This is a genomic window from Tardiphaga sp. 813_E8_N1_3, assembly GCF_051811025.1.
GTDB lineage: Bacteria > Pseudomonadota > Alphaproteobacteria > Rhizobiales > Xanthobacteraceae > Tardiphaga.
In genome coordinates this window covers 4,666,541-4,693,497 of sequence record NZ_JBPWQE010000001.1, presented here as the reverse complement: position 1 = coordinate 4,693,497, position 26,957 = coordinate 4,666,541, and the positions used below count along the sequence as shown (strand labels likewise).

The window sequence follows — 26,957 nt, the reverse complement described above, 5'->3', positions numbered from 1 at the left end:
GACCTGAATGCGATGGACCTCTGATGCTGTCATTCGTTGCCCAGAGGATCGTGAAGGGCGTGTTCGTCCTGATTGCGATCATCGTGATGAACTTCTTCCTGATCCGTCTTGCGCCCGGCGATCCCGCTGCGGTGATGGCCGGTGAGGCCGGCGCCAGCGATGCGCAATTCGTGCAGCAACTGCGTGAAAAGTTCTCACTGGACAAGCCGCTGCCGGAGCAGCTGTTCATTTACGTGAAGGGTGTCGTCACCCTCGACCTCGGTTTCTCGTTCCGCCAGCAGATGCCGGTCGCGAAGCTGATCGCCGAGCGGCTGCCTGCGACGCTGCTGCTGACGCTGACGGCATTCGGCATATCGCTGTTGCTGGGCATCACATTCGGTACACTGGCTGCGAGATTTGCGGGGACATGGGCGGACACCGCCATCACTGTCTCGGCGCTGCTGTTCTATGCCACGCCGATCTTCTGGGTCGCGCTGATGTCGATCCTGCTGTTCTCGGTCTATCTCGGCTGGCTGCCGAGCTTCGGCTACGAGACCATCGGCGCGAACTATACAGGGCTCGCCCATGTCAAGGACGTGGCTCTGCATCTGGTGATGCCGGCCATGACCATCGGCCTGTTCTTCATGGCGACCTATACGCGCATGACGCGGGCCTCGATGCTCGAGGTCAAGCGTCTGGATTTCGTCAAGACGGCCCGCGCCAAGGGCCTGCGCGACAATATCATCCAGCGCCGCCACGTGCTGCGCAACGCGTTGCTGCCGGTGGTGACGCTGGCCGGCGTCCACTCCGGCACGCTGGTCGGCGGCGCCGTGCTCACCGAGACGGTGTTTGCATGGCCCGGCATCGGCCGGTTGCTCTATGAGGCGCTCTTGCAACGCGATTATAACCTTCTGCTCGGCGTCTTTGTGGTCTGCTCGGCGATGGTCCTGATCTTCAATCTCGTCACTGACCTCGTTTATCGACTGGTCGATCCACGCATCGAGTTTGCATCATGAAGAAGTTCTGGAAATTGATGCTGCGCAATCCCGGCGGCGTTATCGGTCTGACCATCATCACGATTGCGATCTTCATCGCGCTGTTCGGGCAGATGATCTTCCCGACCTCGCCCTGGCGCATGGTGCAGCGGCCGTTCCTGCCGCCCTTCACCAACCCGATGGTGACGCTTGGCACCGATGCGCTTGGTCGCGATGTGTTTGCCGGCCTGATCTATGGCGCCCGCGTGTCGTTGCTCGTCGGTCTCGTCTCGACCACGGTGGCGCTGACCATCGGCGTGCCGCTCGGCGCCATCGCCGGTTATTTCGGCGGCAAGGTCGACGACGCCCTGATGCGCTTCACCGAGTTCTTCCAGACCATTCCGAGCTTCCCGCTGGCTATCGTGCTGGTGGCGATCCTGCAGCCGTCGATCTATTCCATCGTTGGCTCCATCGCCATCGTCTCGTGGCCGCCGGTGGCGCGTCTGGTGCGCGGCGAGGTGCTGTCGCTGCGGACGCGCGAATATGTCCAGGCGGCCATCGTGACCGGCCAGAGCAATACCTGGATCATCTCGCGCGAGATTCTGCCGAACGCGCTGTCGCCGGTGATCGTGCTGGCGTCGCTGATGGTGGCAAATGCGATCCTGCTGGAGTCCTCGCTGTCGTTTCTCGGCCTTGGTGATCCCAACCTGATGTCCTGGGGCTATATGGTTGGCGCGGGTCGGACGGTGATCCGTCAGGCCTGGTGGATTACAGTCTTCCCCGGCGTCGCCATCCTGATTTCGGTGCTCGGCATGAACCTGATCGGCGAAGGCCTCAACGACGCGCTCAATCCGCGCCTGGCGAAGGATAGCCGCTGATGACCGCTACCCCCGCCGTTTCCATCAAGAACCTGAAGATTGCTCTGCCGAAGAGCGCTGAGCGCCCCTATGCGGTCGATGGCGTCTCCATCGATCTCATTCCCGGCGAGATCGTCTGCGTTGTCGGCGAATCCGGCTCGGGCAAATCCATGTGCGCGCACGCGCTGATGGGCCTGCTGCCGGACACCGTGAAGACCGAGACCGGCGAAGTTCTGTTCGAGGGCCAGAATCTCCTGAAGCTCGATGAGAGCGGCTGGCGCGAAGTGCGCGGCCGCGGCATCGCCATGGTGTTCCAGGAGCCGATGACCGCGCTCAATCCCTTGATGCGGATTGGCGAGCAGATGATGGAAATGTTCGAGGCACATAATCTTTTGACGCCGAAGGAGCGCCGCGCCAAGGCCCTCAGCCTCGCCAAGGAAGTCGGTCTGCCCGATCCCGAGCGCATCATCCGCGCCTATCCGCACCAGCTCTCCGGTGGCCAGCGCCAGCGCGCGATGATCGCCATGGCACTCGCGCTCGAGCCATCGGTGCTCGTCGCGGATGAACCGACCACGGCGCTCGACGTCACCACCCAGGCGCAGATCCTCAAGCTGATCCGCAACCTGCAGCGGAGCCGCAACATGGCCGTGATGTTCATCACTCACGACTTCGGCGTCGTTGCCGATATCGCCGATCGCGTTGTGGTGTTGCGCCACGGCAAGATCGTCGAGGAAGGTTCGATCGACGCCGTCTTCAGGAATCCGCAGCACGATTACACCAAGGCTTTGCTGGCTGCCGTGCCGTCGATGCACCCGCCGGTGCGCGCGCCGCTCGACGAGAACGCCAAAGCGGTCGAAGTTATAGGCCTCGACAAGACCTATGTAACCTCGGGCGGCTGGTTCAAGCCGGATCGCCGCGTGCAGGCAGCGAACGAAGTGACGTTCTCGATTTCCAAGGGCGAGACCGTCGGTCTGGTCGGCGAGTCCGGTTCGGGCAAGTCGTCCGTCGCGCGTCTGGTGATGCGGCTGATCGAGGCGGACCGCGGGACGGTGCGCATCGGCGATGTCGATCTTACAGCTCTCGAAGGCAAGGCGCTGCGCGCGCAGCGCCACCGCATCCAGATGATCTTCCAGGACCCGTTCGCCTCGCTCAATCCGCGCCGCCGGGTCGGCCAGATCATCACCGATGGCCCGATCGCTCGCGGCACCGATCCCAAGGTCGCGATGCAACGTGCGCGTGATCTGCTCGGTATGGTCGGCCTCGATGCCGGCTCGCTTGACCGTTATCCGCACGAGTTTTCCGGCGGCCAGCGTCAGCGCCTCGGCATCGCCCGCGCGCTCGCGATGGATCCGGAGATCATCGTCGCCGACGAAGCCGTCTCCGCGCTCGACGTCTCCGTTCAGGCGCAGGTGCTGAAACTGCTTGAAGATCTCAAGGCGCGCCTCGGTCTGTCGATGCTGTTTATCACCCACGACCTGCGTGTCGCCGCGCAGATCTGCGATCGCATCGCCGTGATGCAGCGTGGCGTCATCGTCGAGCTGAAGCCGACGGCGCAACTGTTCGCATCGCCGGAACATCCCTATACCCGCGAATTGCTCGGCGCCGTCCCCGGCCAGAGTTCGCCATCCCAGGCCGCCTGACCTTATGCCGACGTCTCCCGTGACTTGCGTTTTCCTGAGCAGGACCATCAACCTGCGGAAATACCTGACCAACGAAATCGCCCGGCTCGACGGCAAGGTCAATTTTGTCGATCACCTCGACGGTACCGATCCTGCCAAAGTCGACATGGCGGTGAGCTGGCATCCGCATGCGGATGGGTTCGATCACTATCCGAACCTGAAGGCGGCGTGTTCCATCGGCGCCGGCGCCGACAGCATCCTGAATTGCCCGAGCCTGCGCGACGGGATTGACGTGGTGCGCGTGGTCGAACCGGCACAGGCGCAGATGATGTCCGGCTTCGTGATCTGGAACGTGATCTATCACCAGCGCCAGTTCGGCACTTATTTGCAGAACCAGCGCGATCACGTGTGGAAGCGCCTCGGCGGCGGACGCCGCCCGTCCGAGGTTCCGATCGGCATTCTCGGCTATGGCGCCATCGGTGCGCGGGTCGCGTCCGATCTGGCGATGCTCGGCTTTCCCGTCAGGGTGTGGAGTCGCTCGGCCAAGCCGACGACGCCGGGCGTGACGGGCTTTCACGGCGGCGACGGGCTCAACGCGATGCTCGCGGGCTCTGAGGTGCTGGTGAACCTGCTGCCGCTGACCGAAGAAACGCGCGGCATTCTCAATGTGGACCTGTTCGCGAAAATGCCGCGCGGCAGCTATCTCATTCAGGTCGGTCGCGGCGAGCACTCGGTCGAGCAGGATATTCTCGATGCGCTCGCCAGCGGACAACTCTCCGGCGCGACGCTCGATGTCTTCCACACCGAACCGCTGCCCAAGGACCATCCGTTCTGGTCGCATCCGCAGATCGTGCTGACGCCGCACGACGCTTGCGAGGTCACCATGACCGCCATCGGTGACACCATCCTCGCCACGGCCGAGGCGGTGCAGGCGGGTGTGCAGCCGAAGGACTCGGTAGATCGCAGCCGGGGTTACTGAGCTAGCCGTCCGCCACCAGTCCCGTCACGGCCGCCGACGCTTCCAGCCAGTGCAGGAAACTGCCGGCCATGCTGCGCGCAACCGCGATGTGAAACGTCGGCGTCTCGTCGACCTTCCACAGCGTCACGCCCATATGCGCGATTTGCGTGACGGCAACGCTGCCTGCCGGAAAGGCCGTCGCGCTGAGATCGATGGCGACACCCTTGGCCAGCACGTCGAGCAGGGCCGGGCCTGACAGCCGGAGCAGGCCAACGCTGTCGGACTGATCGACGACGGAGGCGAGGCCATCGAGCTGCTGCGCAAGGCTATCGACGAAACGCGGTGTGCCCGCATCGTGCGTCACCAGCCAGCGGCCGGGACCGGTGCCGAGAAACGAGGTCGCATCGCTTCCGGAGCCGTGCGGCCCCAGCGGCAGGTTGATGTCGAACTGCTCTTTCACGGCAGCAGCGAGCGCGGCACCCTGGCCTTTGCGCGCCATCACTGTGGCAATGGCGATGCCGCGACGTTCCCTGGCGATAACGCCGCGGCCATCGCCGATGGATCGCAAGCCTGCGAAAGCGGAGATGTGAGCGAGATCAAGCACGCAGCCGCGCTCCTTCTGCATCGATAAAGACGGGATCGACGACCTCAAGTTCGAGATCGCCGGAGCGTACGGGGTCCCAGGCGCGGATGATCTCGCCATGCCGCTCCGGGCCGCGCGCCAGCAGGCCGAGCCCGATCCAGTGATTGTTGCTCGGGCTGAAGGCCGTTGAGGTGATGAAGCCGGCATAGTTGTCCGGCGCAGGCGTCACCCCGCGCGCGAACAGCAGCGCGCCGTTGCGCAGGCGATGGCTGCGATCGACCGGCCGCAAGCCAACCAATGTCGGCCGGTTGGAATCGATCAGCGCGTCACGTGCGGCCATGGTGCGGCCGATATAATCCTTTTTCGCCGACATCATCCGTCCAAGCCCGAGATCGCGGGCCACGGTCTGGCCATTGAGTTCGGAGCCGGCGACATGGCCCTTTTCGATCCGCATCACGCTGAGTGCTTCGGTGCCATAGGGCATGACGTCGAATGGCTTGCCGGCTTGCATCAATGCATTGAACAGCGCCTCGCCATAGCCCGCGGGCGCGGCGATCTCATAAGCGAGTTCGCCGGAGAACGAGACGCGAAACAGCCGCAGCGGGATGTTGACCACATGGAATTCGGCGCAGCCCATATACGGAAAGGCCTCGTTCGAGACATCGAAGGCATCGCCAAGCAGCGCCTGCAGCAGGTCGCGCGATTGCGGTCCCGCGACCGCAACTTGCGCCCATTGTTCGGTGACGGAGACCATCTGCACGTCGAGTTCGGGCCATAGCACCTGATGGCAGTATTCCAGATGCTGCATCACCTTGCCGGCATTCACCGTGGTGGTCGTCATCACCCAGTGATCAGCTGACAGGCGCGCCGTCGTGCCGTCGTCCATGACGAACCCGTCCTCGCGCAGCATCACGCCATAGCGCACCTTGCCGACAGGGAGTGTCGAGAAGGTGTTGATATAGACGCGGTCGAGGAACGTTCCGACATCGGACCCGCAGAGCGCGATCTTGCCGAGTGTCGAGACATCGCAGATGCCGACGCTGGAGCGGACGGCCTTCACCTCACGGGTGACGCTCGTGAGCCAGTCATTTTCGCCGGGCGCACTGAACCATTGCGCGCGCATCCATTGGCCAGCCTCGACGAAGGTGGCGTTCGCCGTGGCGGAGGCCGCGTGGCTCGCCGTTAGCCGCGTCGGCTTGAAATGCTTGCCGCTGTGCAGGCCCGCAAAAGCGCCGATGGCGACCGGCACATGCGGCGGGCGCGCGCGCGTTGCGCCGGTCTCGGCGATGGTCTTCCTGATCTCGCCGGCGAGAATGGCAAGGCCGTTGACGTTGGACGTCTTGCCTTGGTCCGTCGCCATGCCGAGTGTCGTGTACCGCTTGAGCTGCTCGACCGAACGGAAGCCTTCCTGCGCCGCGAGAGCAACATCAGTCGCGGTGACATCGTTCTGCAGATCGACGAATGCCTTGCGGCGCGATCCCTTGAACAGCCAGACCGAGGTGTTGCCGGATGCTTCGCTACTTGCGACGATTGGCTTCTGCGTCTGCAATTCGAGGCCAGCATGCGAGGCGGCCTTCGCGCCCCCGAGCGCGCCATGTTGTAACGCTTCTGCGAGCGTCCATTGCGCTGCCGCGGCACCTGCGATCTGCATGCCCGGTGGCATGTCGCTACAGAGAAACGCCGATCGCTCCTCCGACCAGCTTCCCTTGCCGCCGAGATGCGTGGCGATGCCAATGCTCGGCGACCAGCCGCCGGACACGCCGAGCGTGTCGGCAGCGACGCTGCGAGTCTTGCCGGTGCTGTCGGTGATCTCGATTGTGGTCAGCCTGCGATAGCCCGAGGTGTCCGAGACATGGGCTCCAAGAAATTGCGGTGCATCGCCGGCGAGCTTGCGCACATCGGGCGCGACCTCCACACGAGCATCGATCATCACGGCGATCTCCGCACCGCCCTTCTGCAGTTCGAACGCACTGCGCCAGCCGTCATCCGACGTGGTGAAAATCGCGATGCGCTGACCCGGTACGACGCCGAAGCGGTTGGCATAAGTGCGCATTGCCGAAGCCAGCATAATGCCGGGCCTGTCATTGCCGGGAAACACCAGCGGTCGCTCCTGTGCGCCAGCCGCGAGCACGCATTGCCTGGCGACGATCTTCCACAGCCGCTGGCGCGGCGCGAAAGGCGGGGGCACCGGCAGGTGATCGCTGACGCGCTCGATGGCGCCATATTCGCCGTCATAGGCGCCGAACACGGCGGTGCGCGTGAGGATGCGGACATTTGGCAGCGTGCCGAGTTCGGCCTCCGCCAGCGCCGCCCATGACGCCGCCGAGACGCCATCGATCTGCGCGCTGTCGCTGAGCAGGCGGCCGCCAAGCACGAAGTCTTCTTCCGCCAAGATGACCCGCGCGCCGGCACGGCCCGCGGACAGCGCAGCGCTGAGGCCCGCCGGGCCGGCACCAATCACCAGCAGATCGCAGAAGGCGTGTGACTTCTCATAAGTATCGGGATCATCGAGACCGCTGAGCGCACCCAGGCCTGCCGAGGCACGGATGGCGGGTTCGTAGAATTTCTCCCAGAACGCAGCGGGCCACATGAAGGTCTTGTAGTAGAAGCCGGCATTGAGCAGCGGGCCGGCGAGCTGATGCACCGCGCGCAGATCGAAATTCGGCGACGGCCAGCAGTTCTGGCTCGATGCGTCCAGCCCATCAAAGAGTTCTACCGTGGTCGCCTTGGTGTTCGGCTCAGCGCGCGCACCGGAGCGCAGCGTCACCAGCGCATTCGGCTCTTCCGGCCCGGCGGAGAAGATGCCCCGCGGGCGGTGATATTTGAACGAGCGGCCGACCAGCATCGTGTCGTTGGCGAGCAGCGCCGAGGCCAGCGTGTCGCCGGCATAGCCGCCATAGGTTCTGCCATCGAAGGTGAAATTGAGCGGCTTGGACCGATCGATCAGACCACCGGCTGCGAGGCGACGCGAGATGCTCATGACGCTGCCTCGTCATGGGCGAGCACGGCGTCGATCACTTCATGCGTCGAGACGTTGCGCGTCACCTTCAACCAGGCGTGGCAGCCGGCGGCGTGATACCAATGTTCCTGATGTATGCCTGCGGGATTGTCGCGCAGATAGACATAGTCGAACATCGCGTGGGCATTGTCGGGCGCGGGCCGCGTCAGCGTGGCATCGCCGGAATAGGAAAATTCGGAGGCGTCGCGGGATCCGCAATATGGGCAGGGGATGCGCATGAGGCCTCAGTGCAGGTTCGGTTGGGCGCCCTGGCCCTTTTCATCGACGATATGGCCCGAGCGAAAGCGATCCAGCAGCAGGCGATTAGCGGCAGGATGCGGTTCGTCCTTTGCCAGCAGATGCGCGAAGACGAAGCCGGAGCCGGGCGTCGCCTTGAAGCCGCCATAGCACCAGCCGGCATTGAGATAGAGCCCGTGAATATGGGTGCGGTCGATGATCGGCGAGCCGTCCATCGACATGTCGACGAGACCGCCCCAATTGCGCAGCATCCGCGCGCGGCCGATCGCCGGCATCAAGGCCATGCCGCCTTCGCAGACGTCCTCGACCACAGGCAGGTTGCCGCGCTGGGCATAGGAGTTGTAGCCGTCGATATCGCCGCCAAACACCAGCCCGCCCTTGTCGGACTGGCTGATATAGAAATGACCGGCGCCGAAGGTGATGACGCCGGGAATAATCGGCTTCAGCCCTTCGGAGACGAAGGCCTGCAGTACATGACTTTCGATCGGCAGTCGCATCCCCGCCATTGCCGCGACGCGCGACGACGAGCCGGCAACGGCGATGCCGATCTTCTTCGCCCTGATCGCGCCGCGCGAGGTCTCCACGCCCACCGCGCGGCCGTCGACGATGTCGATCCCCGTGACCTCGCAATTCTGGATCACATCGACGCCGCGGTCGCTGGCGCCGCGGGCATAGCCCCAGGCCACCGCATCATGGCGCACGGTGCCGCCGCGCTTCTGCAGCAATCCGCCCTGGATCGGGAAGCGCGCGGCATCGAAATTCAGGAACGGGTAGAGTTTCCGCACACCCTCGCGGTCGAGCAGTTCCGAGTCCGCACCGTTCAGCCGCATCATGTTGCCGCGCCGGGCATAGGCGTCGCGCTGGCCGTCGGAATGATACAGGTTCAGCACGCCGCGCTGGCTGACCATGGCGTTGTAGTTGAAGTCCTGCTCGAGGCCTTCCCACAGTTTCAGCGACAGCTCGTAGAGCGAGATATTCTCGGAGAGCAGATAGTTGGAACGGATGATCGTGGTGTTGCGGCCGATATTGCCTGACCCGATCCAGCTCTTCTCGAGGACGGCGATGTTCGTGAGGCCGTACTCTTTCGCCAGATAATAGGCCGTCGCTAGTCCATGGCCGCCGCCGCCGACGATGACGATGTCGTATTCGGGCTTCGGCGCAGCATCGCGCCATTGCGGCGTCCAGCCTTTGTGGCCGGTGAGGGTTTGCCTGAGCAGCGACGTCAGCGAATAGCGCATGGAGAATCCGGGTGGCGATCAGGCCCGGAGTGTCGCGTATTTCGGGAAGCGGCACCAGTCCATGGGCGACATTCAGAAGCCCATCAGCGACATCGTGAGATGATGCCGCTCAGCGCGCCAGCCAGAAGCCGCCCACCACCAGGATCATGGCCAGCAGGCTGATGACCCCGAGCACGGCTGCAGTGATGGCCAGCAGGCCGTGGGAGTCGAGCCATCCGCGTAATGCCTTTTCCATGGTGCTGAAACTCTCCCGGTGATTTGAGTTTATCGTTGCAGGCCGGCACCGTATCAAACACTTCAGGCGCCGTCGTCTCGGACGGTTTCGCCATATTGAAGAATTGACATGCTTGAGGAAGTGACATGGACAATCTGAACACGCAGGGCATTTCAGTGCCGAAGCTCGGCCTCGGCACATTCAAGCTCACGGGCGACGGCTGCGTCGCCGGCGTGGAAAGCGCGATCGGGCTCGGCTATCGCCACATCGACACCGCCGAGATGTATGGCAACGAGGCCGAAGTCGGTGCCGGCATCAAGGCCTCGGGCATCGCCCGCAAGGATCTCCACGTCACCACCAAGGTCTGGCACGAGAACCTCGCGCCAGATGCCATCAGGCGCGCCTTCGACACCAGCATGAAGAAACTCGGTCTCGATGTCATCGATCTCTATCTGGTGCACTGGCCCTCGAAGGGCATGAACCTGCCGGCGATCTTCGAGACGCTGCTCAAGCTGAAGGATGAGGGCCGTGTCCGTGCCATCGGCGTCGCGAATTTTCCGGTCAAGCTGATGAAGCAGGCGGTGGAGGAGATCGACGCGCCGGTTGCCTGCAACCAGGTCGAATATCATGCACTGCTCGACCAGACGAAGCTGCTGACTTACCTGCGGTCGAAGTCGATCCCGCTGGTGGCCTATTGCCCGCTCGGCCAGGGCCGGCTGGCCGACAACGATGTGATGAAAAAGATCGCCGCCAAGCACGGCGTGTCAGCGGCGCAGGTGGCGCTGAAGTGGTTGCTCGATCAGGATGGCGTGGCTGCGATCCCGAAGGCTTCGCGCAAGGAGAGCCAGCAGGCCAATCTCGACGCGCTGAAGGTGACGCTGGACGACGACGACCGCAAGGCGATCGCGGCATTGCCGAAGACCCAGCGACTGGTGAATCCGGGTTTCGCGCCGGATTGGGATTGATCTTGCTTCTCCCTCCCTCAAGCGCGGCGTAGCCCGCGCGCAGTGGGGAGGGTGGCGCGTTTGAGAGCGTAGCGAACAAACGTGACGGATGGGGTGCGACAAACTCCGACCTGAGTGTGGGGCTACCCCCACCCCGGCCTCCACTTCGTCGATGCTTGCGCATCGCCTCGCTCGGCCGACCCTCCCCACCGCGCTTCGCTTGGGGGAGGGAGGCCATCGGCAGTGGCGCACTCCGCATTCACCCGTGGCTATGCCCCTTCTTCTTTCCCTCCGCCTTCTTCCCCGTCGGCATCATCACCACCCGGCCATATTTCACGCCGCGCTCCGCGATGATGTGATCCGCAAAGTGCTGCACCTCGCTGCCCGAGCCGCGCAGCGCCGTGACTTCCATGCAGTTGTCGCCGTCGAGATGCACATGCAGCGTCGCCAGCGAGAGGTCGTGGTGATGGTGATAGGTATCGACCAGCCGGCGTGACAGGTCGCGCTGGGCGTGATCATAGACATAGACCAGGGCGGCGACGCATTCGCCGGCCTTGCCCTTTTCCTGCGCAGCCTGCTGCATGCCGGCACGGGCGAAATCGCGGATCGCTTCGGAGCGATTCTGATAGCCGTGTTCGGCAATCATCGCATCCAGCTCTTCCATCAGGTCGTCGTCGAGCGTGATCGTAATGCGCTGCATCGGTCCCCTCAAAAAGTATGACGAATCTTTGACTTCGTCATACTCGGTGTGTCAGTGTGTTCCGGTTGAACCCAGCATAGCCCGGCCGACTGACCGATGCATCGCTCTCTCTTCCCATCGGCCGGACTCTCGCTGGCCTCGTTACTTGCAGCCATCACGCCCTCAGCCGCGCAGCCGGCGACGGTGTTGTCCCCGGTCGAAGTCGAGGCCCCGCCGCGGCATACAGCCAAGCCGCGCATACCGCGCAGCGGGAATGAGGCAGGCCGCCCGGCGGCACGCCATGTTGCCGCACCGACGTTGGGGGCCGGCGGCATGAGTGTCACGCCCGGCGCCAGTGCAGCGCAGGCGTCGGTCGCCTCTGCCAGCGAGAAGAATATCAGCGGCACCGAGGTCAATGCGCGGCCGCTGTCGCGTACGGCCGAGGCGCTGGAGGTGGCGCCGGGTCTGATCATCACCCAGCATTCCGGTGACGGCAAAGCCAACCAGTACTTCCTGCGCGGCGTGAATCTCGATCACGGCACCGATCTCGCGATCTCCGTCGACGGCATGCCGGTGAACATGCGGACCCATGGCCACGGCCAGGGCTATGCCGATACCAACTTCCTGATTCCGGAGCTGATCAGCTCAGTCAATGTGCGCAAGGGACCGTATTTCGCCGACGAAGGCGACTTCTCCTCGGTGGGCGCGATCCATGTCAGCCTGATCGACAGTGTCGCGCGCACCATGGCGTCGATCACATCAGGAAGTTTCGGTTATAACCGCGCCTTCGGCGTCACGTCGAGCAAAGTCGGCGAAGGCACGCTGCTGGTGGCCGCCGAGGCCAATCTCTATAACGGCCCGTGGGACAATCCCGACAAGCTTCAGAAGCTCAACGGCGTGATCCGCTACAGCCAGGGCACCGCCGACAATGGCCTGTCACTGACCGGCATGGCCTATGGCAACAAGTGGAATTCCACCGATCAGGTGCCGCTGCGGGCGATCACTTCCGGCGAGATTGGCCGCTACGGCGCGCTCGATCCCACCGATGGCGGCAATGCGGAGCGCTTCTCGCTGTCCGGCCGTCTCCGGCAGACCGACGTCGACAGCGCGACAAAGCTCGATTTCTACGTCATCAAGAGCAAGCTCAATCTGTGGAACAACTTTACGTTTTTTCTGAGCGATCCCATCAATGGCGATCAGTTTCACCAACATGACGACCGCGTGCTCGGCGGCATCAATGCCGCGCATACATTCAAGTACAATATCGCGGGCTTCCGCAATGAGACCGAGGTCGGCATCCAGAGCCGCTACGACGATATCAATGTCAGCCTCGGCAACACCATTCAGCGGCAATATCTGTCGACCACGCGCAGCGACGGCGTGAAGGAAGGCAGCGTCGGCCTGTTCGTCCAGAACACGACATTCTGGACCGACTGGCTGCGCACCAATATCGGCTGGCGCGGCGACTATTACGACACCACGGTCAATTCGTTCTTCAATCCTGCCAATTCCGGCACTGCCACCGCCATCATTGGCAGCCCCAAGGCAGGTCTGGTGATTGGTCCCTTTGCGAAGACCGAGCTGTTCCTGAATGCTGGCGAGGGCTTTCACAGCAACGATGCGCGCGGTGTGACCATCAAGGAATCGCCGTCGGATGGCTCGCCGGTGGATAGCTCTCCGTTTCTTGTGAAGACCAAGGGCGCCGAGATCGGACTGCGTACCAAACTCATTCCGGGGCTGACCAGTTCGGTCGCCTTCTTCATGCTGGATTCCGCCTCGGAAATCCTGTTCGTCGGCGACGCTGGCGATACCGAACCAAGCCGCCCCAGCCGCCGCGTCGGCTTCGAATGGACCAACGACTACAAGCCCACGTCATGGCTGAGCCTCGAGGCCGATCTCGCGATGACGCGCGCGCGCTTCCGTGGCAGCAATGCCGATCAGGCGGCGGCCTATGCGGAGCTCGACGGCTATCTGGCCTCGCAGATCGGCAACGCGCCCGGCAATTTCATTCCTGGTGCCCCCAACATGATCGCCTCGGCCGGCATTCGTCTGGGCGAAGCGACCGGCTGGTTCGGCGCGCTGCGCTATCGCTATTTCGGCCCGCGTCCGCTGACTGAAGACGCGGCCTTCATCTCGCCAGCCACGGGTCTGCTGAACGGGCAGGTCGGCTATCGCTTCGACAACGGCTGGCGCATCCAGCTCGACGCGTTCAACATTCTCGACAGCAAGTCCGACCAGATCACCTATGCCTATGGCTCGCTGCTGAAGACGGACTCACTATTCGCCGCGTGCTTCCCGGCGGGCGGCGGGGCGCCGACAGCGCCGGCCGCAGTGTGCCAGACCGGCATCATGGACCGCGTGCTGCATCCGGTGGAGCCGCTGGCACTGCGGGTGACGGTGGCCGGCCTTTTCTGATCTCCCGGTTCTGACTTTGCCGCAGCGCAGCTTGCCTATTCGAGAAGGCGGTAGCATCATCCCTCTTAATTAAAAGAGGCAGGGAGGCGTTGATGCTCGTACGGGTTCGTTCCGTTTCGCGTCGTTGGCCGTTCACGCATGTTGGTGCCGGTTTGAAGGCGCTGCTGGCGATCGTGTCGCTCCCGTTCGCAATAGGGTCCATCATGCCATCGGCCAGCGCCGCCACTATCGTCTATGTCGGCAATGCCGACAGTCAGAACATCAGCGTTCTCGAACTGAAGGCGAATGGCAATCTCGCTCCTATCGAGACTGTCGCGGTGCCGGGGCCGACAAAGCCCGGCGGCTCGCTGCCGCTGGCCATCAGCCCCGAGAAGCACCGGCTCTATGCCGGCTTGCGCAACGAGCCATACACAGCGGTGACCTTCGATATCGATGCCAAAACCGGCAAGTTGAAACTGGTCGGCCCCGGGCCGCTGGCGGATTCCATGGCTTATATTGCGGTTGATCGCACCGGGCGCTTCCTGCTCAGCGCGTCCTATGGCGGCAACAAGGTGACGGTGAATGCCATCGGGCCGAATGGCGTGATCGCGCCGGCGCAGCAAGTCGTCGCGACCGAGCCGAATGCGCATTGCATCATCGTTGATCCCACCAATCGCTACGTGCTGCATACGAGCCTCGGCGGTGATGTCATCTATCAGCAGAAATTCGACGCCAAGGCCGGAAAGCTGACGCCGAACGATCCGCCGACCGTGAGCGTGAAGGCCAAGGGCGGGCCGCGCCATCTGGTGTTCTCGCCGGACAAGAAGTTCGTCTATCTGCTCAACGAACTCGACGCGGCGATCTACGTATTTCCGTGGGATGCGACGACCGGGACGCTGAAGAAGGAAACGCAGGTCGCCTCTGCCTTGCCGAAGGGCTTTGACGGCAAGCCCTGGGCGGCGGATATCCATCTGACGCCGGACGGCAAGTTTCTCTATGCATCGGAGCGCACCAGTAACACGATCGCGGCATTTCGTATCGATCCCAAGACCGGCGCGCTGACATCGCTCGGCTCCACCGCGACGGAGAAGCAGCCACGCGGATTCAACATCGATCCGTCAGGTCGCTATCTGCTGGCGGTCGGGCAGTTGTCGAACAGTATGACGGCCTATTCCATCGACAAGGCGACGGGCAGCCTGACCAAGCTGAGCGAAACCGCAGTGGGCAAGAATCCGAACTGGGTGGAGATCGTGAATCTGCCGTAGCCGAAGCTTTCGCTAAGCGCTTGCTCTCTTCGCATGGCCGGGGAGGGTTAAGACGCCACGCGGTAGCTGCCACCAATGACCGGATCGCCGTCCGTCAGCACCAGGCCGCGAGCGACGAGGTCTTCCAGATGCGCCAGCACCGAATAGCCGGCGGCACCCGTCAGGCGCGGATCGAGCCCGATATAGATTGCACGCACAATGGTCGGAATATCCGCCTCGCCCTTGCCGAGGCGATGCAGGATCGAGGCCTCGCGGGCGCGGCGGTGGCGAATGAGAAAGCGCACATAGCGCTGCGCATCGGGAATATCCGGACCGTGGCCTGAGAAATACAGGTCTTCGTCGCGCCCCGCGAGTTTGTCGAGCGAGGCCATGTAGTCGATCATCGATCCATCGGGCGGCGCCACGATGGAGGTCGACCAGCCCATCACATGATCGGCGACAAACAAATATTTCTTCTCGCGCCAGGCGAAGGCCATGTGGTTGGCGGTGTGGCCGGGCGTGAAGACGCCTTCGAGCGCCCAGCCGTCGCCCTCGATCACGTCACCGTCCGCCACCAGCACGTCCGGCTTGAAGTCGCGATCGCTGCCGGATTCCGGCGAGTGTTTCTCACTCTCGAAGCGCGGCCGCGAGGCGCGGTGCGGGCCTTCGGCATAGACCGTGGCGCCGGTGGCGGCCTTGAGCGCCGCGGTATTCGGCGAATGGTCGCTATGGGTATGGGTGACGAGAATATGCGTTACGGTCTCACCCTTCACGGCATCGAGCAGCGCCTGCAGATGGGCGTCGTTGGCCGGGCCGGGATCGATGATCGCGACCTTGCCGGTGCCGACGATGTAGCTGTTGGTGCCGGTAAAGGTGAAAGGCGAGGGGTTGTTGCAGAGAACCCGGCGCACACCCGGACGAACCTGATCGACGACGCCGGGCTTCAGCGGATATTCGCGATTGAACGGAACGTCGTCGTTGGCGCCGTTTTCCTTGTCGCTCATGGTCGGTCCTTCCCAGCATGTTCTTGGCCTGTGATGACTAGCAAGGGGAGCGGGGAAATCAAACCACGACAATTCGCTGCAGCCATGCGCTGAAGCCGCCAGGCGTCCAACTCTAGCCGTGGCCCGTCCCGAACATCAGCGACCGATGCGCGCCGACCCCGGCCATCGCGCCATCGCCCACCGCAAGCGCCACGGACCCCGTTGCGCGGGCCATGTCACCGCAGGCGAATATGCCGGGAACCGTGGTCTCCTTGAACATGTCGGTCTGCAGGAACGGCCCCATCGGCCCGTCTTCCATGGCGCAGCCAAGCTGCGCGCCAAGCGGACTGGCGGGGCTGGTGCGCGTCAGCGTGAACATGCCATCGAGCGGAACGACGCGGCCGTCAGTGAGTTCGACGTCGATCGATGTTCCGGAGAGTTTCGCGATCGGTGCGTGCTCGATGGCGACGTGGCGTTTCTTCAGTTGAGCCATCTGCTCAGCGTCTGGCGTGAAGGCATCGTTCAGGAACAGCGTGGTTGATCCCCAATCGGGCAGCATCAGCGCGTGATGCATCGACATTTCCGACGACGCCAGCACGCCGATGCGGCCCTGATCGAGTTCGTAGCCGTGGCAATACGGACAATGGAAAACGTATTTGCCCCACCGCTCGGCGAGACCGGGGACATCCGGCAGTGCATCGACCACACCGGCCGCGAGGATGATACGCCGGGCCTCGTATTGCGCGTCGTTCTCCGCGCTGACGGTGAACTCATCGGCCAGGCCCTTGCCGGCGGTGGCCTTTGCATCGACCCATTGCACTGTTGGATAGGCCAGCAATTGCGCGCGGGCATCCGCGGCGATAGCGCCGGGGGCGCGGCCGTCCTGACCGAGGAAGCCATGCGAATGCGCCGCGAAGCGATTGCGGCGCTGGCCGGAATCCATGACCAGGACCTTGCGGCGCGCACGCGCCAATTGCAGCGCTGCGGAGAGGCCGGCATAGCTACCGCCGATGACGATGGCATCGAAACTCATTTTGTCTTCCTTGAACTCTTGCTCTGAATTTTGCTGCGATGATCCTCCGCCCGCGCGTGAAAATCCGCGGCGAGCTGCGCCAGCGTGACATCCGCAAGGCGGCCGATCAGAACTGCCTCCGCTTCCGCGAAGGCCGATGTGAGCGAGTGATTGACGGCCTGCTCGACGAGGCAGGTCGGGCTTTCAAGATGAATGCCCATGGCCATCAGGCTGGGCTTGCCCAGCGCGTCATAGATGTCCTTCAGCGTCACCGTGGACAGATCGCGCGCGATCTCCCAGCCGCCGCCATGACCCTTTTCGGAGCGCACGAGGCCCGCTTCGCGCAGCCCAGCCATGGTGCGGCGAACGACCACCGCATTGGTGGTCATGCACATTGCGAGTTCGGCCGAGGTCATCGGGCGGTTTTGCTCGGCCATGTGCAGCAGCGCATGCAACGTGGCGGAGAGGCGGTTGTCTCGTCTCATGTAACTTATGATGATACATGATGTCGGGCGCGTCAAGTCGCCCCCTTTTTGAAGCCCTCAAACGAAAAATGCCCGGCGCGAGGCCGGGCATTTCGAAGCTTTGAAGTCCGAAGCGTAGACTTAACCGAACGCCTGGATGCCCGTGATCGCGCGGCCGAGGATCAGCGCGTGCACGTCATGGGTGCCTTCATAGGTGTTCACCGTCTCCAGGTTCTGCGCGTGGCGCATCACATGGTATTCGGCCTGGATGCCATTGCCGCCGTGCATGTCGCGGGCCATGCGGGCGATGTCGAGGGACTTGCCGCAATTGTTGCGCTTCACCACCGAGATCATGTCCGGATGGAAGTTGCCTTCGTCCATCAGGCGGCCGACACGGAGCGAGCCCTGCAAGCCCAACGAGATTTCGGTCAGCATGTCGGCGAGCTTCTTTTGCACCAGCTGGGTGGCCGCGAGCGGGCGGTTGAACTGCTTGCGGTCCAGCGTGTACTGGCGGGCGCGGGCCATGCAGTCCTCGGCGGCGCCGAGCACGCCCCAGGAGATGCCGTAGCGGGCGCGGTTGAGGCAGCCGAACGGACCCTTGAGGCCCGACACGTTGGGCAGCAGGTTCTCTTCGGGAACGATCACGCCGTCCATGACGATTTCGCCGGTGATCGAGGCGCGCAGCGACAGCTTGCCGCCGATCTTCGGCGCCGACAGACCCTTCATACCCTTCTCGAGAATGAAGCCACGGATCTGGTTGTCATGCGCTGCGGACTTCGCCCATACCACGAACACGTCGGCGATCGGCGCGTTGGAGATCCACATCTTCGCGCCCGACAGCTTGTAGCCGTCTGAGACTTTCTCGGCGCGGGTCTTCATGCCGCCGGGATCGGAGCCAGCATCGGGCTCGGTCAAGCCGAAGCAGCCGACCCACTCGCCGGTGGCGAGCTTGGGCAGGTACTTCTTGCGCTGATCTTCGCTGCCATACGCATAGATCGGATACATCACCAGCGACGACTGCACCGAGTTCATCGAGCGGTAGCCGGAGTCGACGCGCTCGATTTCGCGGGCCACGAGGCCGTAGGCGACATAGCTGGCATTGGCGCAGCCATAGTCTTCCGGCAGCGTGATGCCGATCAAGCCGAGTTCGCCCATCTCGTTGAAGATTTCGCGGTCGGTATGCTCATTGAGATAAGCGTCGTTGACGCGCGGCAGCAGCTTATCCTGGGCATAGGCGCGCGCGGTGTCGCGGATCATGCGCTCGTCTTCGGTGAGCTGGCTATCGAGCAGGAACGCATCGTCCCACTGAAAATTCGCAGCAGGCTTGTCCTTACCCTTGGGGGCAACGCTCATCGAAATCCCTTTCATATCGTGGCTGGTTAGTGCGCAGGCTTTTTGGTTTCCTTGCCTGCGCATCTACGTCTCACATAGGTCATTGCCGCCAGAGGTGACCTTAGCCTATGTGGAATGCGGTATTTTAGGTCTTCGACCTTTAGCCTTCAAGCTGTTCGTTGCAGACGATCTCGATGCCGAAACCCGACAGGCCCTTGTAGTCATGGACCGAAGAGGTCAGGTGGCGGATCGAGGTGACGCCGAGATCGCGCAGGATCTGCGCACCGACGCCGATTTCACGCCACTGCCGGTTGCGGTCGGCTTCCGCCGACTTCGGTGCATCGAGCGGCTCGACAGGCACACCCGCGGCGCCGTCGCGCAGATAGACCAGCACGCCGCTGCCGTTGTTCCTGAAGCGCTCCAGGATGACATTCATCTTGGCCGGACCCGTGAACACGTCGCGCACGATGTTCGGCTTGTAGAAGCGCGTCAGCACGTTCTTGCCGTCGCCGACGCTGCCGTAAACGAAGGCAACATGGTGGATCGGATCGAAGGGCGAGCGATAGGAATAGCCGTGCAGCGGGCCGATCGGGCTGTCGGTGGTGAAGGTCGAGACGCGCTCGATCAGCTTTTCGCGCGCCTGCCGATAGGCGATCATGTCAGCGATCGTGACATGCTTGAGCTTGTGCTTGGCCGCGAAGTCGACGACCTGCTGGCCCTTCATCACTGAGCCATCGTCGTTCATCAATTCGCTGATGACGCCGACGGGCGCAAGATTGGCCAGCTTGCAGAGATCGACGGCGGCTTCGGTATGGCCGGAGCGCATCAGCACGCCGCCCTCCCTGGCGATCAGCGGAAAGATATGACCGGGGCGGGCAAAGTCATTGGCGCCGGCGTTCGGATTGGCCAGTGCGCGGCAGCAGGAAGCGCGCTCATCGGCTGAAATACCGGTACCGCCATCGGGCTTGTAGTCGATGGAGACGGTAAAGGCGGTGGTGTGGTTGCTATCGTTGTTGACGACCATCGGATCGAGCCGCAACCGGCGCGCATCCTCGGTGGTGATCGGCGCGCAGACAATGCCGGAGGTATGCCGGATGATGAAGGCCATCTTCTCGGCGGTACAGAACGATGCGGCAACGATGAGGTCGCCCTCTCCCTCGCGGTCGTCATCGTCGGTCACCACGACCATTTCGCCGGCGGCAAAGGCTTGCAGAACGTCTGAAATCGGGTCGGCCATGAGTGCACTCTTGCTCTGTGTGGCCAGTGATATGGCGCAGAGCGGGGGGCGGTGCAACCCACGGGAACGGATGGGCGGGTACCGGGTTCGCAGAGCGGAATTGAGCCCGATTCACCCCCACATCTGCAGAAAGCGGGGGAATTGCACAGCGCCGTCAGCCTAGCACAGCGCGACCACGGCTGCACTTTCGATCGCATAACGCGCATAGCGGAAGTCGCGGATGTGCAGCAGGCGGTCTTCACTCCAGGCGAGCAGCACGAAATACAGCGGCGGTCCGCCGGGATCGCGGACATCGCACACCAGCGCCGCGGCGCGCCCTTCCACCATACCGGCGACCAGATGCCAGTCCTTCAGTTTGTCGTAGTTGGTGAAATACTTCGAGACCTCCGCACGGCCGGCAAGCTTGTGGCGGGCAACCAGATCGAGCCGTACCTCATCCGCCAGCATGGCACGGACAGCATCGACATCGCGCGCGTTGAAGCGGTCGATATAGGCGGTCAGCAGTGCATGCTCGCGGGCCGATAGCGCAGGCGGTCGCGCGTCCTCGGGTTCGGCTGCCTGTTCGCGCAGCCGCGCGCGGCCGCGATGCAGGGCGGCCTTGACGGCGGGCACTGTCGTGCCGGTCACGCCGCCGATATCGTCCAGGGTGTAGCCGAGCACATCCATCAGGATAACGCTGGAGCGCTGCGCCGCCGGCAACCGCATGAAAGTGCGCAAGCTGGTGGCGGCGATTTCGCGGTCCTGCACAGTATCGGTCGGCTCGATCAGCATCGCCAGATCCTCGTCGGACAGGTCGGCCGCGCGCCGGGCGCGGAAGCGCAGGAAATCCAGCGCAGTGTTGTGGGCGATCCGGAACAGCCAGCCTTCCGGCTTGGCGATCGGGCCCGCATCAGCAAAGGCCTCGAGCGCCTTGATGATCGCCTCCTGAACCACGTCCTCGCCGTCGATAACCGAGCCGGTCATGCGGGCACAATAGCGATGAAGCTTCGGCCGGAGCTCACTGAGCAATCGATCGAACGCAGGACGGCCAGCGGCCGGCGCGGCGAAATCGCTCATTGTGGATCCAGCATGCGGTAATTGCCGACGATGGTCGCGGCATGCGCCACCGGCGGTTCAGCGCAGCGCTCCTTGATGCCGCTCTGGAACAACTTGAAGGCATCAAGCTCGGGCACCGAATTGCGCCCGTCAACGTCCTCGACAAGGTGAACAAAACTGCCGTCGCCCAGCCTGAGCACCATGTAGCGAACTCCCTCCGGCGCCTTGGCCTGCAGCTCCCGGAACACGTTCTCGATGAGGCGCTGATTTTCCGCAGCCGCATCGTCTTTGGTCCGGTAGCGTATCAAAGTCCGCTTCATTTGAATGCTCCGTCGTTTCGCACCGGCAACACCGCCGGGCTCCTGATCCAAGGACGATGCTGGTGGCGCAAAGGATGCGCCGGCACGAAATTTCTTTTTTCCTGCATCCTTCGCCGCCCCTCGTTCGTCCTCGGGACACAGTCTGCAAGGTGCGGGCTCCTGAAGCGGGATCTGACATGACACAGGGCAACGAGACGACGATGAAAACCTGGGTGCTGGCACTAACCTCGGCCGCATCTTTCATGGCGGCACTGGACTCGCTGGTCGTGACCACCGCACTCGGCACCATCCGCAGCGACCTGGGCGCTTCCATCGAGATGCTGCAATGGACCGTCAACGCCTACAACCTGTCCTTCGGGGTACTGCTGCTGACCGGGGCCGCGCTTGGTGACCGGTTCGGTCGCCGCCGCCTGTTCGCCGCAGGGATCGGCCTGTTCGTCGTCGCATCCGGGATATGCGGGATGTCGAAAACCGCCGGCGCATTGATCGCAGGTCGCGCGTTGCAGGGGGCCGGGGCCGCGCTGCTGATGCCGCTGGCCATGGCGCTGCTCGGCGTCGCTTTCCCGCGCGAGCAGCGCGCCAGAGCGCTGGGTATCCTGGGCGGTATCACCGGACTGGCGCTGATCGCCGGGCCAATTGTCGGCGGCGCCATCGCCGCGGGCTTTGCCTGGCAATGGATCTTCTGGATCAACCTGCCGGTCGGCCTGGTGGTGCTACCGCTGGTCTACTTGCGGATTCCGGAAAGCCGGGGCCCGGCCGCCGCGCTGGATATCGGTGGCATCGCACTGGTCAGCAGCGCCGCGTTTGCAATCGTTTGGGGCCTGACGCGCGCCAACACGGCCGGCTGGACCGCGCCCGAAGTGGTGACGGCGTTGACCTCTGGCATCCTGCTGGCGGTTGGCTTTGTCGCGTTCGAATGGCGCACGCCGCAGCCGATGCTGCCGATGCCGCTGTTCCGCAGCCGCGCTCTATCGTCCGGTATCGCGGCCAGCCTGCTGCTCTATGCCGCCATGTACGGCGTGCTGTTCTTCATCGCGCAGTTCTTTCAGACCGCGCAGGGCTTCGGGCCACTCGGTGCCGGGCTGCGCATGATGCCCTGGACCGCCACCTTGTTCGTGTTCGCGCCGCTCGGCGGGCGGCTGGTCAACCGGCTCGGCGAGCGGCCGCTGGTCGTCGGTGGCTTGCTGCTACAGGCGACCGGAATGGCGTGGATCGCGATGATCGCAGCGCCCGATGGAGCCTTCACCACGCTGGTGGCGCCGATGATCCTTGCCGGCGCCGGGGTATCGCTGGCGATGCCCGCCGCCCAAAATGCCGTCATTAGTGCGGTTTCGCCCGCCGACATCGGCAAGGCCTCGGGAGCCTTCAACATGTTCCGCTTTCTTGGCGGGGCACTCGGCATCGCCCTTATGGTCGCGGTCTTCAACCGGTTCGGCGGGTTGCAGACGCCGGAGACGTTCAGCGCCGGCTTCCGGGCTGCGCTGGGCGTGGCTGCCGTTCTGTCAGCCGGCGGCGCCGCGATCGCGCTGGTACTGCCGGACCGCATACGGCCAGCGCTCGCGCCCGCTAGGGCCGCGACGTAACCGTCGGCAGAAGCTACGGCAGCACTTCCCGCCGCTCCGCCAGTTGCGCGTCCATTTCAGCGCGTTTGGCGTCCAGCAGGCCCTGATCGATGGCCTCGATCACCTCATACAGCGCATGGGCGTCGCAGAGGCGGGGCACGGTGACGTAGTCGGCGCCGGCGGCGTAAATATCGTTAACGTCGCCGAGCACGTCCGCCGTGGAGATGATCCTGGCGTTCGGGTTGATCGAGCGGACATGGCGGACCAGCTTCTCGTTATTGGCGCCCTTGAGCAGCGAGTCCGGCACGCTGAGAATGATGATCTCTGCATTGCCGACGCCGGCATGGACCAGCGTGTCGACATTGCTGATGTCACCATAGATCACGTGCTGGCCACGCCCGACCAGAGTGCGGAAGACGTTCGGATTGAAGTCGACGACGCTGATTTGATCGAGCAGCGACTCGTTCTGGCGCTCGATCTCGGCGAGCAGGGCGGACGCCGTGCGGAAGAAGCCCAGAATGACGATGCGGCGGGCTTCGCCATGGCCGGCGGCGTGATCGGCGTCATGAGTCCTCTGGCCGTGGTCGAGGTCGCGCAGCCCGATGCGCTTCATCGGGCCGATCAAGAGGCGCGTGATCTGGTCGCTGCGCATCATCGCGAAGGTGGAGAGGACCGCCAGGATCACGAAGGCGAAGGACGCCGCGCTGGAGGTCTGTGTGGTGATATGGCCGGCGGCGATGCCCGTTTGCAGCACCACCAGCGAGAATTCGCTGATCTGCGCCAGATTGAGCGCCGGCAGCAGGCTGGCGCGAAGACCCTGCTTCATCAGATACAGCGGCGTGAAGGTCGTGAGCATGCGGCTGATCACGGCGAACACGGCGATGATCAGTGCGAGACCGATGGTCGCGCCGTTCGGGATCGGGATCGTCATGCCGACGGCGACGAAGAACAGCGTGATGAAGAAGTCCCGCAGCGTCGTCACCTTAGCGGTGACGTCCAGTGCATAGGGGAAGGTCGACAGCGATACGCCGGCGACCAGCGATCCCATCTCGCGAGACAGATGCAGCCGCTCGGCGATTTCGCCGATCAGGAAGCACCAGGCCAGCGCGCCCAGGAGCACCAGTTCCGGCCGCCGTGCGATCTGGTGGAACAGCGCCGGCAGCACATAGCGGCTCAGGATCAGCGCGGTGGCGACCAGCACGCCGACGCGGGCGATCGACAGGGCGATGACGCTGACCTGCAGATCGGCGAGGCTCGGCTGCACCGCCAGAAACAGGATCGCGAAAATGTCCTGCAGCACCAGGATGCCGAGGGTGATACGGCCCGGCAGCGTGTCGAGTTCGCGCTTCTCATACAGCACCTTGACGATGACCACTGTCGAAGACAGTGCGCATGCGACGCTGAGATACAGCGCATCGAACCCACCGCCGCCGAGCTTCAGCCCGAGTGCCATGAAGAAGGCGGCACCGAGCACGCAGCCTGCGATCAACTGGCCGCCCGCGGCGAACAGAATGACCTTGCCGGCGCGAATGATCTTCTTCAGGTCGATCTCGAGACCGATCATGAACAGCATGAAGATCAGGCCGAGTTCGGAGATCGTGCTGATGGATTCGTCCGACTTGACCCAGCCGATGCCGAATGGCCCAATGATGAAGCCGGCGATCAGATAAGCAAGAATCAACGGCTGACGGGTGAAATGCGCAATAAGCCCGATGCCCCACGCAAACAGGATGCACAGCGTGATATCGCGGATTAAGTCGTGCATGCCCCTGCCGGAAAAACCTTACATTTCGGCGGCACTCTAATGGTGCGCCGCGTGAGGGCAAAGGGGTAATATCCGGCATTCGGCGCGCGATACACGCGGAGGGCGGTCCAACGAGGCAGCCTTCATCATAAAAAGCTTCAGGGAGACGACGCTCATGACCACCACACGGTTCGACTACGCGCCATTGCTGCCGCCGGGCCTGCCCGCGGCTGCGGCAAAATGGACCGGTCTCGCCAAATACAGCTTCGTCGGCGGGAACAACGATATGGATCAGGTGCCGGTGGAGGGCCTGACTGCCGCCGCCAATGCCGTCATGCTGCGCGAGGGACGCACGCTGGCAACCTACGGTCTGGCGAGCGGTCCGCAGGGCTATCTGCCGCTGCGCACCTTCATCGCTGGCAAGCTGAAGCGCGACGCAAGCATCGATTGCAGCGCCGATGACATCCTGGTTGTCTCCGGCTCGCTGCAGGCGCTCGACCTCGTCAATCACAGCCTGCTGACCAAGGGCGACACCGTCATCATCGAGCGCGATTGCTATCAAGGCTCCATCAACCGACTCACCCGTCTCGGCGTCAATATCGTCGGCATCCCCTTGGATGACGACGGCATGCGGATGGACGCGCTGGCCACGGCATTGGAAGATCTGAAGGCGAAGGGCATCCGGCCGAAATATATCTATACGATCCCGACCGTGCAGAACCCGACCGCCACCATCATGCCAGAAAGCCGTCGCCGCGAACTGCTGGCGCTGTCGGCCAGATACGGCGTCCCGATTTTCGAGGACGATTGCTATGCCGACCTGATCTGGAGCGGCGAGCGTCCGCCGGCGCTCCACGCGATGGATAAGACCGGCAGCGTGATCCATATCGGCTCATTCTCCAAGTCGATCGCGCCTGCTCTCCGCGTCGGCTACATCGTCGCGCCCTGGGAAATCATGTCACGCATGCTGGCGCTGAAGACCGATGCCGGCTCCGGCGCGCTGGAGCAAATGGTCCTCGCCGAATATTGCGTGCCGCATTTCGCCACCCATGTGCCAAAGGCGACGCGCGGGTTGCGCGCCAAACTGGAGACGCTGATGGACGCGCTCAACGAGCAGTTCGGCACGGCGGCGGAATTCGACGAACCCAAAGGCGGCATCTTCCTGTGGGTGAAACTGCCCGCCAATGTCGATGCGATGAAGCTCTATCAGGCCGCGCTCAAGGCCGGCGTGTCGATCAATCCCGGCCCGGAGTGGTCTGTCGATAAGGCCTATGCGCACAGTCACATTCGCATCTGCTTCGCCAGTCCGACCCATCAGGAAATCCGCGACGGGATTGCTGTACTCGCTGATGTCTGCCGGCAGGAGTTCGGTGTGCCCGAGCGGATCGCCAATGTGGAGAAACGGGCGCGGGGGTGAGAGCTTGTCGAGGAGGGGCGGGAGCCTACTTCTTCGCGCCCTTCGCCGCAGCCTTCGCCGGCGTCGCCGCCTTCTTTGGCGCCGGCGCGCTGTCGACGGCGGTGTTGATATCGTCGATCAGCTTGGTGACGCGCGCCGCGTTGCTGCCGAGATCGCCTTCGAAATAGCGTGACGACGAACGGATATCGACGCGCGAACCCTCGCCGTCCGGTGTTATGCGGATCGCGACGTCCTCACGGAAACCCATGATCGGCGTGCGCGCCACGGCCTCGATACGTCCGACGCGGCGCGGCGGCTGTGGCGGACGCTCGTCGATGATCGTCCACTTGCGCTTGTCGACCAGCGCGCGTGCCACGTCATAGGCACGTTGCACCGGTACTTCGAGTTCGACCGGCTCGATATCCGGATAGGCGGCGCGCTGCTGTTCGGCGGAGTAAAGGCCGGAATAGACGGCGGAGTTGGTGTCGTCGCCGATACGCAGCCGCGCCAGAGCCTCGAAGCGCGGCGGGTCGATCGGGTCGGTGGTGATGTCGTGGATCTTCGGCAGCTTGCGATACTGGTACGCAAGGTAGCCGGGATACGCCAGAATCACGACGTCGAGCATCAGCGCCACCATGATCACGCTCATGCCGCGCGAGCCGTTCTGCCAGATCGCTGCAAAGCCCGCGAGCGCCACCAGGATCGACAGGCCGGCGAATCCCAATGCCCCGAAGAAGGTCATGACGGCCGGTTTCACTTCGAGGAACCCGAAGCGGACGATGATGATCGAGGTGATGGCGGCAATGGCGGCGAAAACCGCGAGGCGCCGCGCCCACAGCGCCAGGCTGGATACTGGCTCCGACTGGTAGGCGGCCGAAAACCTGCGTGCCATGGGGAATTTCTGCCGGATTGAGCTTGCGAAGGCGCTGATAG

The 26,957-nt window shown here is 63.5% G+C and carries 24 protein-coding genes; 9 read left to right on the top strand and 15 right to left on the bottom strand.

Features of this window, described 5'->3' with window-relative positions:
* Positions 1-23: 23 nt before the first annotated feature.
* From AB8A33_RS22255 to AB8A33_RS22240, 4 genes are read left to right on the top strand one after another with little or no spacing between them, the layout of a single operon-like run.
* A complete protein-coding gene (locus tag AB8A33_RS22255) occupies positions 24-995 on the top strand; it encodes an ABC transporter permease (RefSeq protein WP_315840671.1) in 972 nt (323 codons plus the stop codon).
* On the top strand, positions 992-1,831 hold the full coding sequence (locus AB8A33_RS22250) for an ABC transporter permease (protein ID WP_439094752.1): 840 nt from the start codon (positions 992-994) through the stop codon (positions 1,829-1,831). Before AB8A33_RS22255 ends, AB8A33_RS22250 begins: the two co-directional genes overlap by 4 nt.
* On the top strand, positions 1,831-3,450 hold the full coding sequence (locus AB8A33_RS22245) for an ABC transporter ATP-binding protein (RefSeq protein WP_439094751.1): 1,620 nt from the start codon (positions 1,831-1,833) through the stop codon (positions 3,448-3,450). Before AB8A33_RS22250 ends, AB8A33_RS22245 begins: the two co-directional genes overlap by 1 nt.
* Positions 3,451-3,469: 19 nt before the next feature.
* A complete protein-coding gene (locus AB8A33_RS22240) occupies positions 3,470-4,408 on the top strand; it encodes a 2-hydroxyacid dehydrogenase (protein WP_439094750.1) in 939 nt (312 codons plus the stop codon).
* Between the two features lies 1 nt (position 4,409).
* Here the strand turns inward: AB8A33_RS22240 and AB8A33_RS22235 are convergent, their stop codons facing one another.
* The 5 genes from AB8A33_RS22235 to AB8A33_RS22215 all read right to left on the bottom strand — a co-directional run bounded on the left by AB8A33_RS22235 (position 4,410) and on the right by AB8A33_RS22215 (position 9,699).
* The gene (locus AB8A33_RS22235) at positions 4,410-4,991 is read right to left on the bottom strand and encodes a sarcosine oxidase subunit gamma (RefSeq protein WP_439094749.1); all 582 of its coding nucleotides are present in this window, start codon (positions 4,989-4,991) and stop codon (positions 4,410-4,412) included.
* Entirely contained in the window at positions 4,984-7,950 is a 2,967-nt protein-coding gene (locus AB8A33_RS22230) for a sarcosine oxidase subunit alpha family protein (protein ID WP_439094748.1), read from the bottom strand. The genes AB8A33_RS22235 and AB8A33_RS22230 overlap by 8 nt, the downstream gene beginning before the upstream one ends.
* The gene (locus AB8A33_RS22225) at positions 7,947-8,207 is read right to left on the bottom strand and encodes a sarcosine oxidase subunit delta (protein ID WP_439094747.1); all 261 of its coding nucleotides are present in this window, start codon (positions 8,205-8,207) and stop codon (positions 7,947-7,949) included. Before AB8A33_RS22225 ends, AB8A33_RS22230 begins: the two co-directional genes overlap by 4 nt.
* A 6-nt stretch (positions 8,208-8,213) precedes the next feature.
* Positions 8,214-9,464, bottom strand: a complete 1,251-nt coding sequence (locus AB8A33_RS22220) for a sarcosine oxidase subunit beta family protein (RefSeq protein ID WP_439094746.1) — start codon at positions 9,462-9,464, stop codon at positions 8,214-8,216.
* A gap of 109 nt (positions 9,465-9,573) precedes the next feature.
* A complete protein-coding gene (locus AB8A33_RS22215; protein WP_256461202.1) occupies positions 9,574-9,699 on the bottom strand; it encodes a hypothetical protein in 126 nt (41 codons plus the stop codon).
* Positions 9,700-9,824: 125 nt separating this feature from the next.
* Here AB8A33_RS22215 and AB8A33_RS22210 point away from each other — a divergent pair, with 125 nt between their 5' ends.
* Positions 9,825-10,643, top strand: coding sequence for an aldo/keto reductase (locus AB8A33_RS22210; protein WP_439094745.1), 819 nt, complete (start codon positions 9,825-9,827; stop codon positions 10,641-10,643).
* Between the two features lie 238 nt (positions 10,644-10,881).
* On the opposite strand, the gene nikR is transcribed toward AB8A33_RS22210, so the two are convergent.
* Positions 10,882-11,322 carry a nickel-responsive transcriptional regulator NikR gene (gene nikR, locus AB8A33_RS22205; protein WP_320446859.1) on the bottom strand — a complete coding sequence of 147 codons (441 nt, stop codon included), beginning with the start codon at positions 11,320-11,322 and terminating at the stop codon, positions 10,882-10,884.
* A 96-nt stretch (positions 11,323-11,418) separates the two neighbouring features.
* Between nikR and AB8A33_RS22200 the strand changes: the two genes are divergently transcribed.
* Together AB8A33_RS22200 and AB8A33_RS22195 are read left to right on the top strand one after the other, a co-directional pair.
* Complete coding sequence (locus AB8A33_RS22200) at positions 11,419-13,716, top strand: TonB-dependent receptor (RefSeq protein ID WP_439094744.1); 2,298 nt, start codon at positions 11,419-11,421, stop codon at positions 13,714-13,716.
* A 92-nt stretch (positions 13,717-13,808) separates the two neighbouring features.
* Positions 13,809-14,960 (top strand): lactonase family protein, encoded by a 1,152-nt coding sequence (locus tag AB8A33_RS22195; RefSeq protein WP_439094743.1) that lies wholly within the window; start codon positions 13,809-13,811, stop codon positions 14,958-14,960.
* 47 nt (positions 14,961-15,007) lie between these two features.
* Here AB8A33_RS22195 and AB8A33_RS22190 read toward each other — a convergent pair whose 3' ends face one another.
* The 7 genes from AB8A33_RS22190 to AB8A33_RS22160 all read right to left on the bottom strand — a co-directional run bounded on the left by AB8A33_RS22190 (position 15,008) and on the right by AB8A33_RS22160 (position 21,373).
* Positions 15,008-15,943, bottom strand: a complete 936-nt coding sequence (locus tag AB8A33_RS22190) for an MBL fold metallo-hydrolase (protein WP_439094742.1) — start codon at positions 15,941-15,943, stop codon at positions 15,008-15,010.
* Between the two features lie 112 nt (positions 15,944-16,055).
* The gene (locus tag AB8A33_RS22185) at positions 16,056-16,955 is read right to left on the bottom strand and encodes an NAD(P)/FAD-dependent oxidoreductase (protein WP_439094741.1); all 900 of its coding nucleotides are present in this window, start codon (positions 16,953-16,955) and stop codon (positions 16,056-16,058) included.
* Entirely contained in the window at positions 16,952-17,419 is a 468-nt protein-coding gene (locus AB8A33_RS22180; RefSeq protein WP_315840684.1) for an RrF2 family transcriptional regulator, read from the bottom strand. Before AB8A33_RS22180 ends, AB8A33_RS22185 begins: the two co-directional genes overlap by 4 nt.
* Before the next feature lie 120 nt (positions 17,420-17,539).
* Entirely contained in the window at positions 17,540-18,751 is a 1,212-nt protein-coding gene (locus AB8A33_RS22175) for an acyl-CoA dehydrogenase (RefSeq protein ID WP_439094740.1), read from the bottom strand.
* Between the two features lie 139 nt (positions 18,752-18,890).
* Positions 18,891-19,967, bottom strand: coding sequence for a 3,4-dihydroxy-2-butanone-4-phosphate synthase (gene ribB, locus AB8A33_RS22170; protein WP_439094739.1), 1,077 nt, complete (start codon positions 19,965-19,967; stop codon positions 18,891-18,893).
* A gap of 159 nt (positions 19,968-20,126) precedes the next feature.
* On the bottom strand, positions 20,127-21,023 hold the full coding sequence (locus AB8A33_RS22165) for a sigma-70 family RNA polymerase sigma factor (RefSeq protein WP_439094738.1): 897 nt from the start codon (positions 21,021-21,023) through the stop codon (positions 20,127-20,129).
* Positions 21,020-21,373: a hypothetical protein gene (locus AB8A33_RS22160; protein WP_439094737.1), complete on the bottom strand. Its 354-nt coding sequence runs from the start codon at positions 21,371-21,373 to the stop codon at positions 21,020-21,022. The genes AB8A33_RS22165 and AB8A33_RS22160 overlap by 4 nt, the downstream gene beginning before the upstream one ends.
* A 125-nt stretch (positions 21,374-21,498) precedes the next feature.
* Between AB8A33_RS22160 and AB8A33_RS22155 the strand changes: the two genes are divergently transcribed.
* Positions 21,499-22,905 (top strand): MFS transporter, encoded by a 1,407-nt coding sequence (locus tag AB8A33_RS22155; RefSeq protein ID WP_439094736.1) that lies wholly within the window; start codon positions 21,499-21,501, stop codon positions 22,903-22,905.
* A 13-nt stretch (positions 22,906-22,918) separates the two neighbouring features.
* Here AB8A33_RS22155 and AB8A33_RS22150 read toward each other — a convergent pair whose 3' ends face one another.
* The gene (locus AB8A33_RS22150; protein ID WP_439094735.1) at positions 22,919-24,649 is read right to left on the bottom strand and encodes a cation:proton antiporter; all 1,731 of its coding nucleotides are present in this window, start codon (positions 24,647-24,649) and stop codon (positions 22,919-22,921) included.
* Positions 24,650-24,803: 154 nt separating this feature from the next.
* Here AB8A33_RS22150 and AB8A33_RS22145 point away from each other — a divergent pair, with 154 nt between their 5' ends.
* Entirely contained in the window at positions 24,804-26,045 is a 1,242-nt protein-coding gene (locus AB8A33_RS22145; protein WP_439094734.1) for a PLP-dependent aminotransferase family protein, read from the top strand.
* A gap of 25 nt (positions 26,046-26,070) precedes the next feature.
* Here AB8A33_RS22145 and AB8A33_RS22140 read toward each other — a convergent pair whose 3' ends face one another.
* The gene (locus AB8A33_RS22140) at positions 26,071-26,916 is read right to left on the bottom strand and encodes a DUF1499 domain-containing protein (RefSeq protein ID WP_439094733.1); all 846 of its coding nucleotides are present in this window, start codon (positions 26,914-26,916) and stop codon (positions 26,071-26,073) included.
* Positions 26,917-26,957 lie beyond the last annotated feature (41 nt).

Coding starts and splice junctions, on each gene's coding strand:
- AB8A33_RS22225 (WP_439094747.1), bottom strand. CDS start 8,207: ATGCGCATCCCCTGCCCATATTGCGGATCCCGCGACGCCTCCGAATTT.
- AB8A33_RS22155 (WP_439094736.1), top strand. CDS start 21,499: ATGACACAGGGCAACGAGACGACGATGAAAACCTGGGTGCTGGCACTA.
- ribB (WP_439094739.1), bottom strand. CDS start 19,967: ATGGCCGACCCGATTTCAGACGTTCTGCAAGCCTTTGCCGCCGGCGAA.
- AB8A33_RS22165 (WP_439094738.1), bottom strand. CDS start 21,023: ATGAGCGATTTCGCCGCGCCGGCCGCTGGCCGTCCTGCGTTCGATCGA.
- AB8A33_RS22200 (WP_439094744.1), top strand. CDS start 11,419: ATGCATCGCTCTCTCTTCCCATCGGCCGGACTCTCGCTGGCCTCGTTA.
- AB8A33_RS22215 (WP_256461202.1), bottom strand. CDS start 9,699: ATGGAAAAGGCATTACGCGGATGGCTCGACTCCCACGGCCTGCTGGCC.
- AB8A33_RS22175 (WP_439094740.1), bottom strand. CDS start 18,751: ATGAGCGTTGCCCCCAAGGGTAAGGACAAGCCTGCTGCGAATTTTCAG.
- AB8A33_RS22230 (WP_439094748.1), bottom strand. CDS start 7,950: ATGAGCATCTCGCGTCGCCTCGCAGCCGGTGGTCTGATCGATCGGTCC.
- AB8A33_RS22185 (WP_439094741.1), bottom strand. CDS start 16,955: ATGAGTTTCGATGCCATCGTCATCGGCGGTAGCTATGCCGGCCTCTCC.
- AB8A33_RS22190 (WP_439094742.1), bottom strand. CDS start 15,943: ATGAGCGACAAGGAAAACGGCGCCAACGACGACGTTCCGTTCAATCGC.
- AB8A33_RS22140 (WP_439094733.1), bottom strand. CDS start 26,916: ATGGCACGCAGGTTTTCGGCCGCCTACCAGTCGGAGCCAGTATCCAGC.
- AB8A33_RS22250 (WP_439094752.1), top strand. CDS start 992: ATGAAGAAGTTCTGGAAATTGATGCTGCGCAATCCCGGCGGCGTTATC.
- AB8A33_RS22195 (WP_439094743.1), top strand. CDS start 13,809: ATGCTCGTACGGGTTCGTTCCGTTTCGCGTCGTTGGCCGTTCACGCAT.
- AB8A33_RS22150 (WP_439094735.1), bottom strand. CDS start 24,649: ATGCACGACTTAATCCGCGATATCACGCTGTGCATCCTGTTTGCGTGG.
- AB8A33_RS22245 (WP_439094751.1), top strand. CDS start 1,831: ATGACCGCTACCCCCGCCGTTTCCATCAAGAACCTGAAGATTGCTCTG.
- AB8A33_RS22220 (WP_439094746.1), bottom strand. CDS start 9,464: ATGCGCTATTCGCTGACGTCGCTGCTCAGGCAAACCCTCACCGGCCAC.
- AB8A33_RS22180 (WP_315840684.1), bottom strand. CDS start 17,419: ATGAGACGAGACAACCGCCTCTCCGCCACGTTGCATGCGCTGCTGCAC.
- AB8A33_RS22210 (WP_439094745.1), top strand. CDS start 9,825: ATGGACAATCTGAACACGCAGGGCATTTCAGTGCCGAAGCTCGGCCTC.
- AB8A33_RS22255 (WP_315840671.1), top strand. CDS start 24: ATGCTGTCATTCGTTGCCCAGAGGATCGTGAAGGGCGTGTTCGTCCTG.
- AB8A33_RS22145 (WP_439094734.1), top strand. CDS start 24,804: ATGACCACCACACGGTTCGACTACGCGCCATTGCTGCCGCCGGGCCTG.
- nikR (WP_320446859.1), bottom strand. CDS start 11,322: ATGCAGCGCATTACGATCACGCTCGACGACGACCTGATGGAAGAGCTG.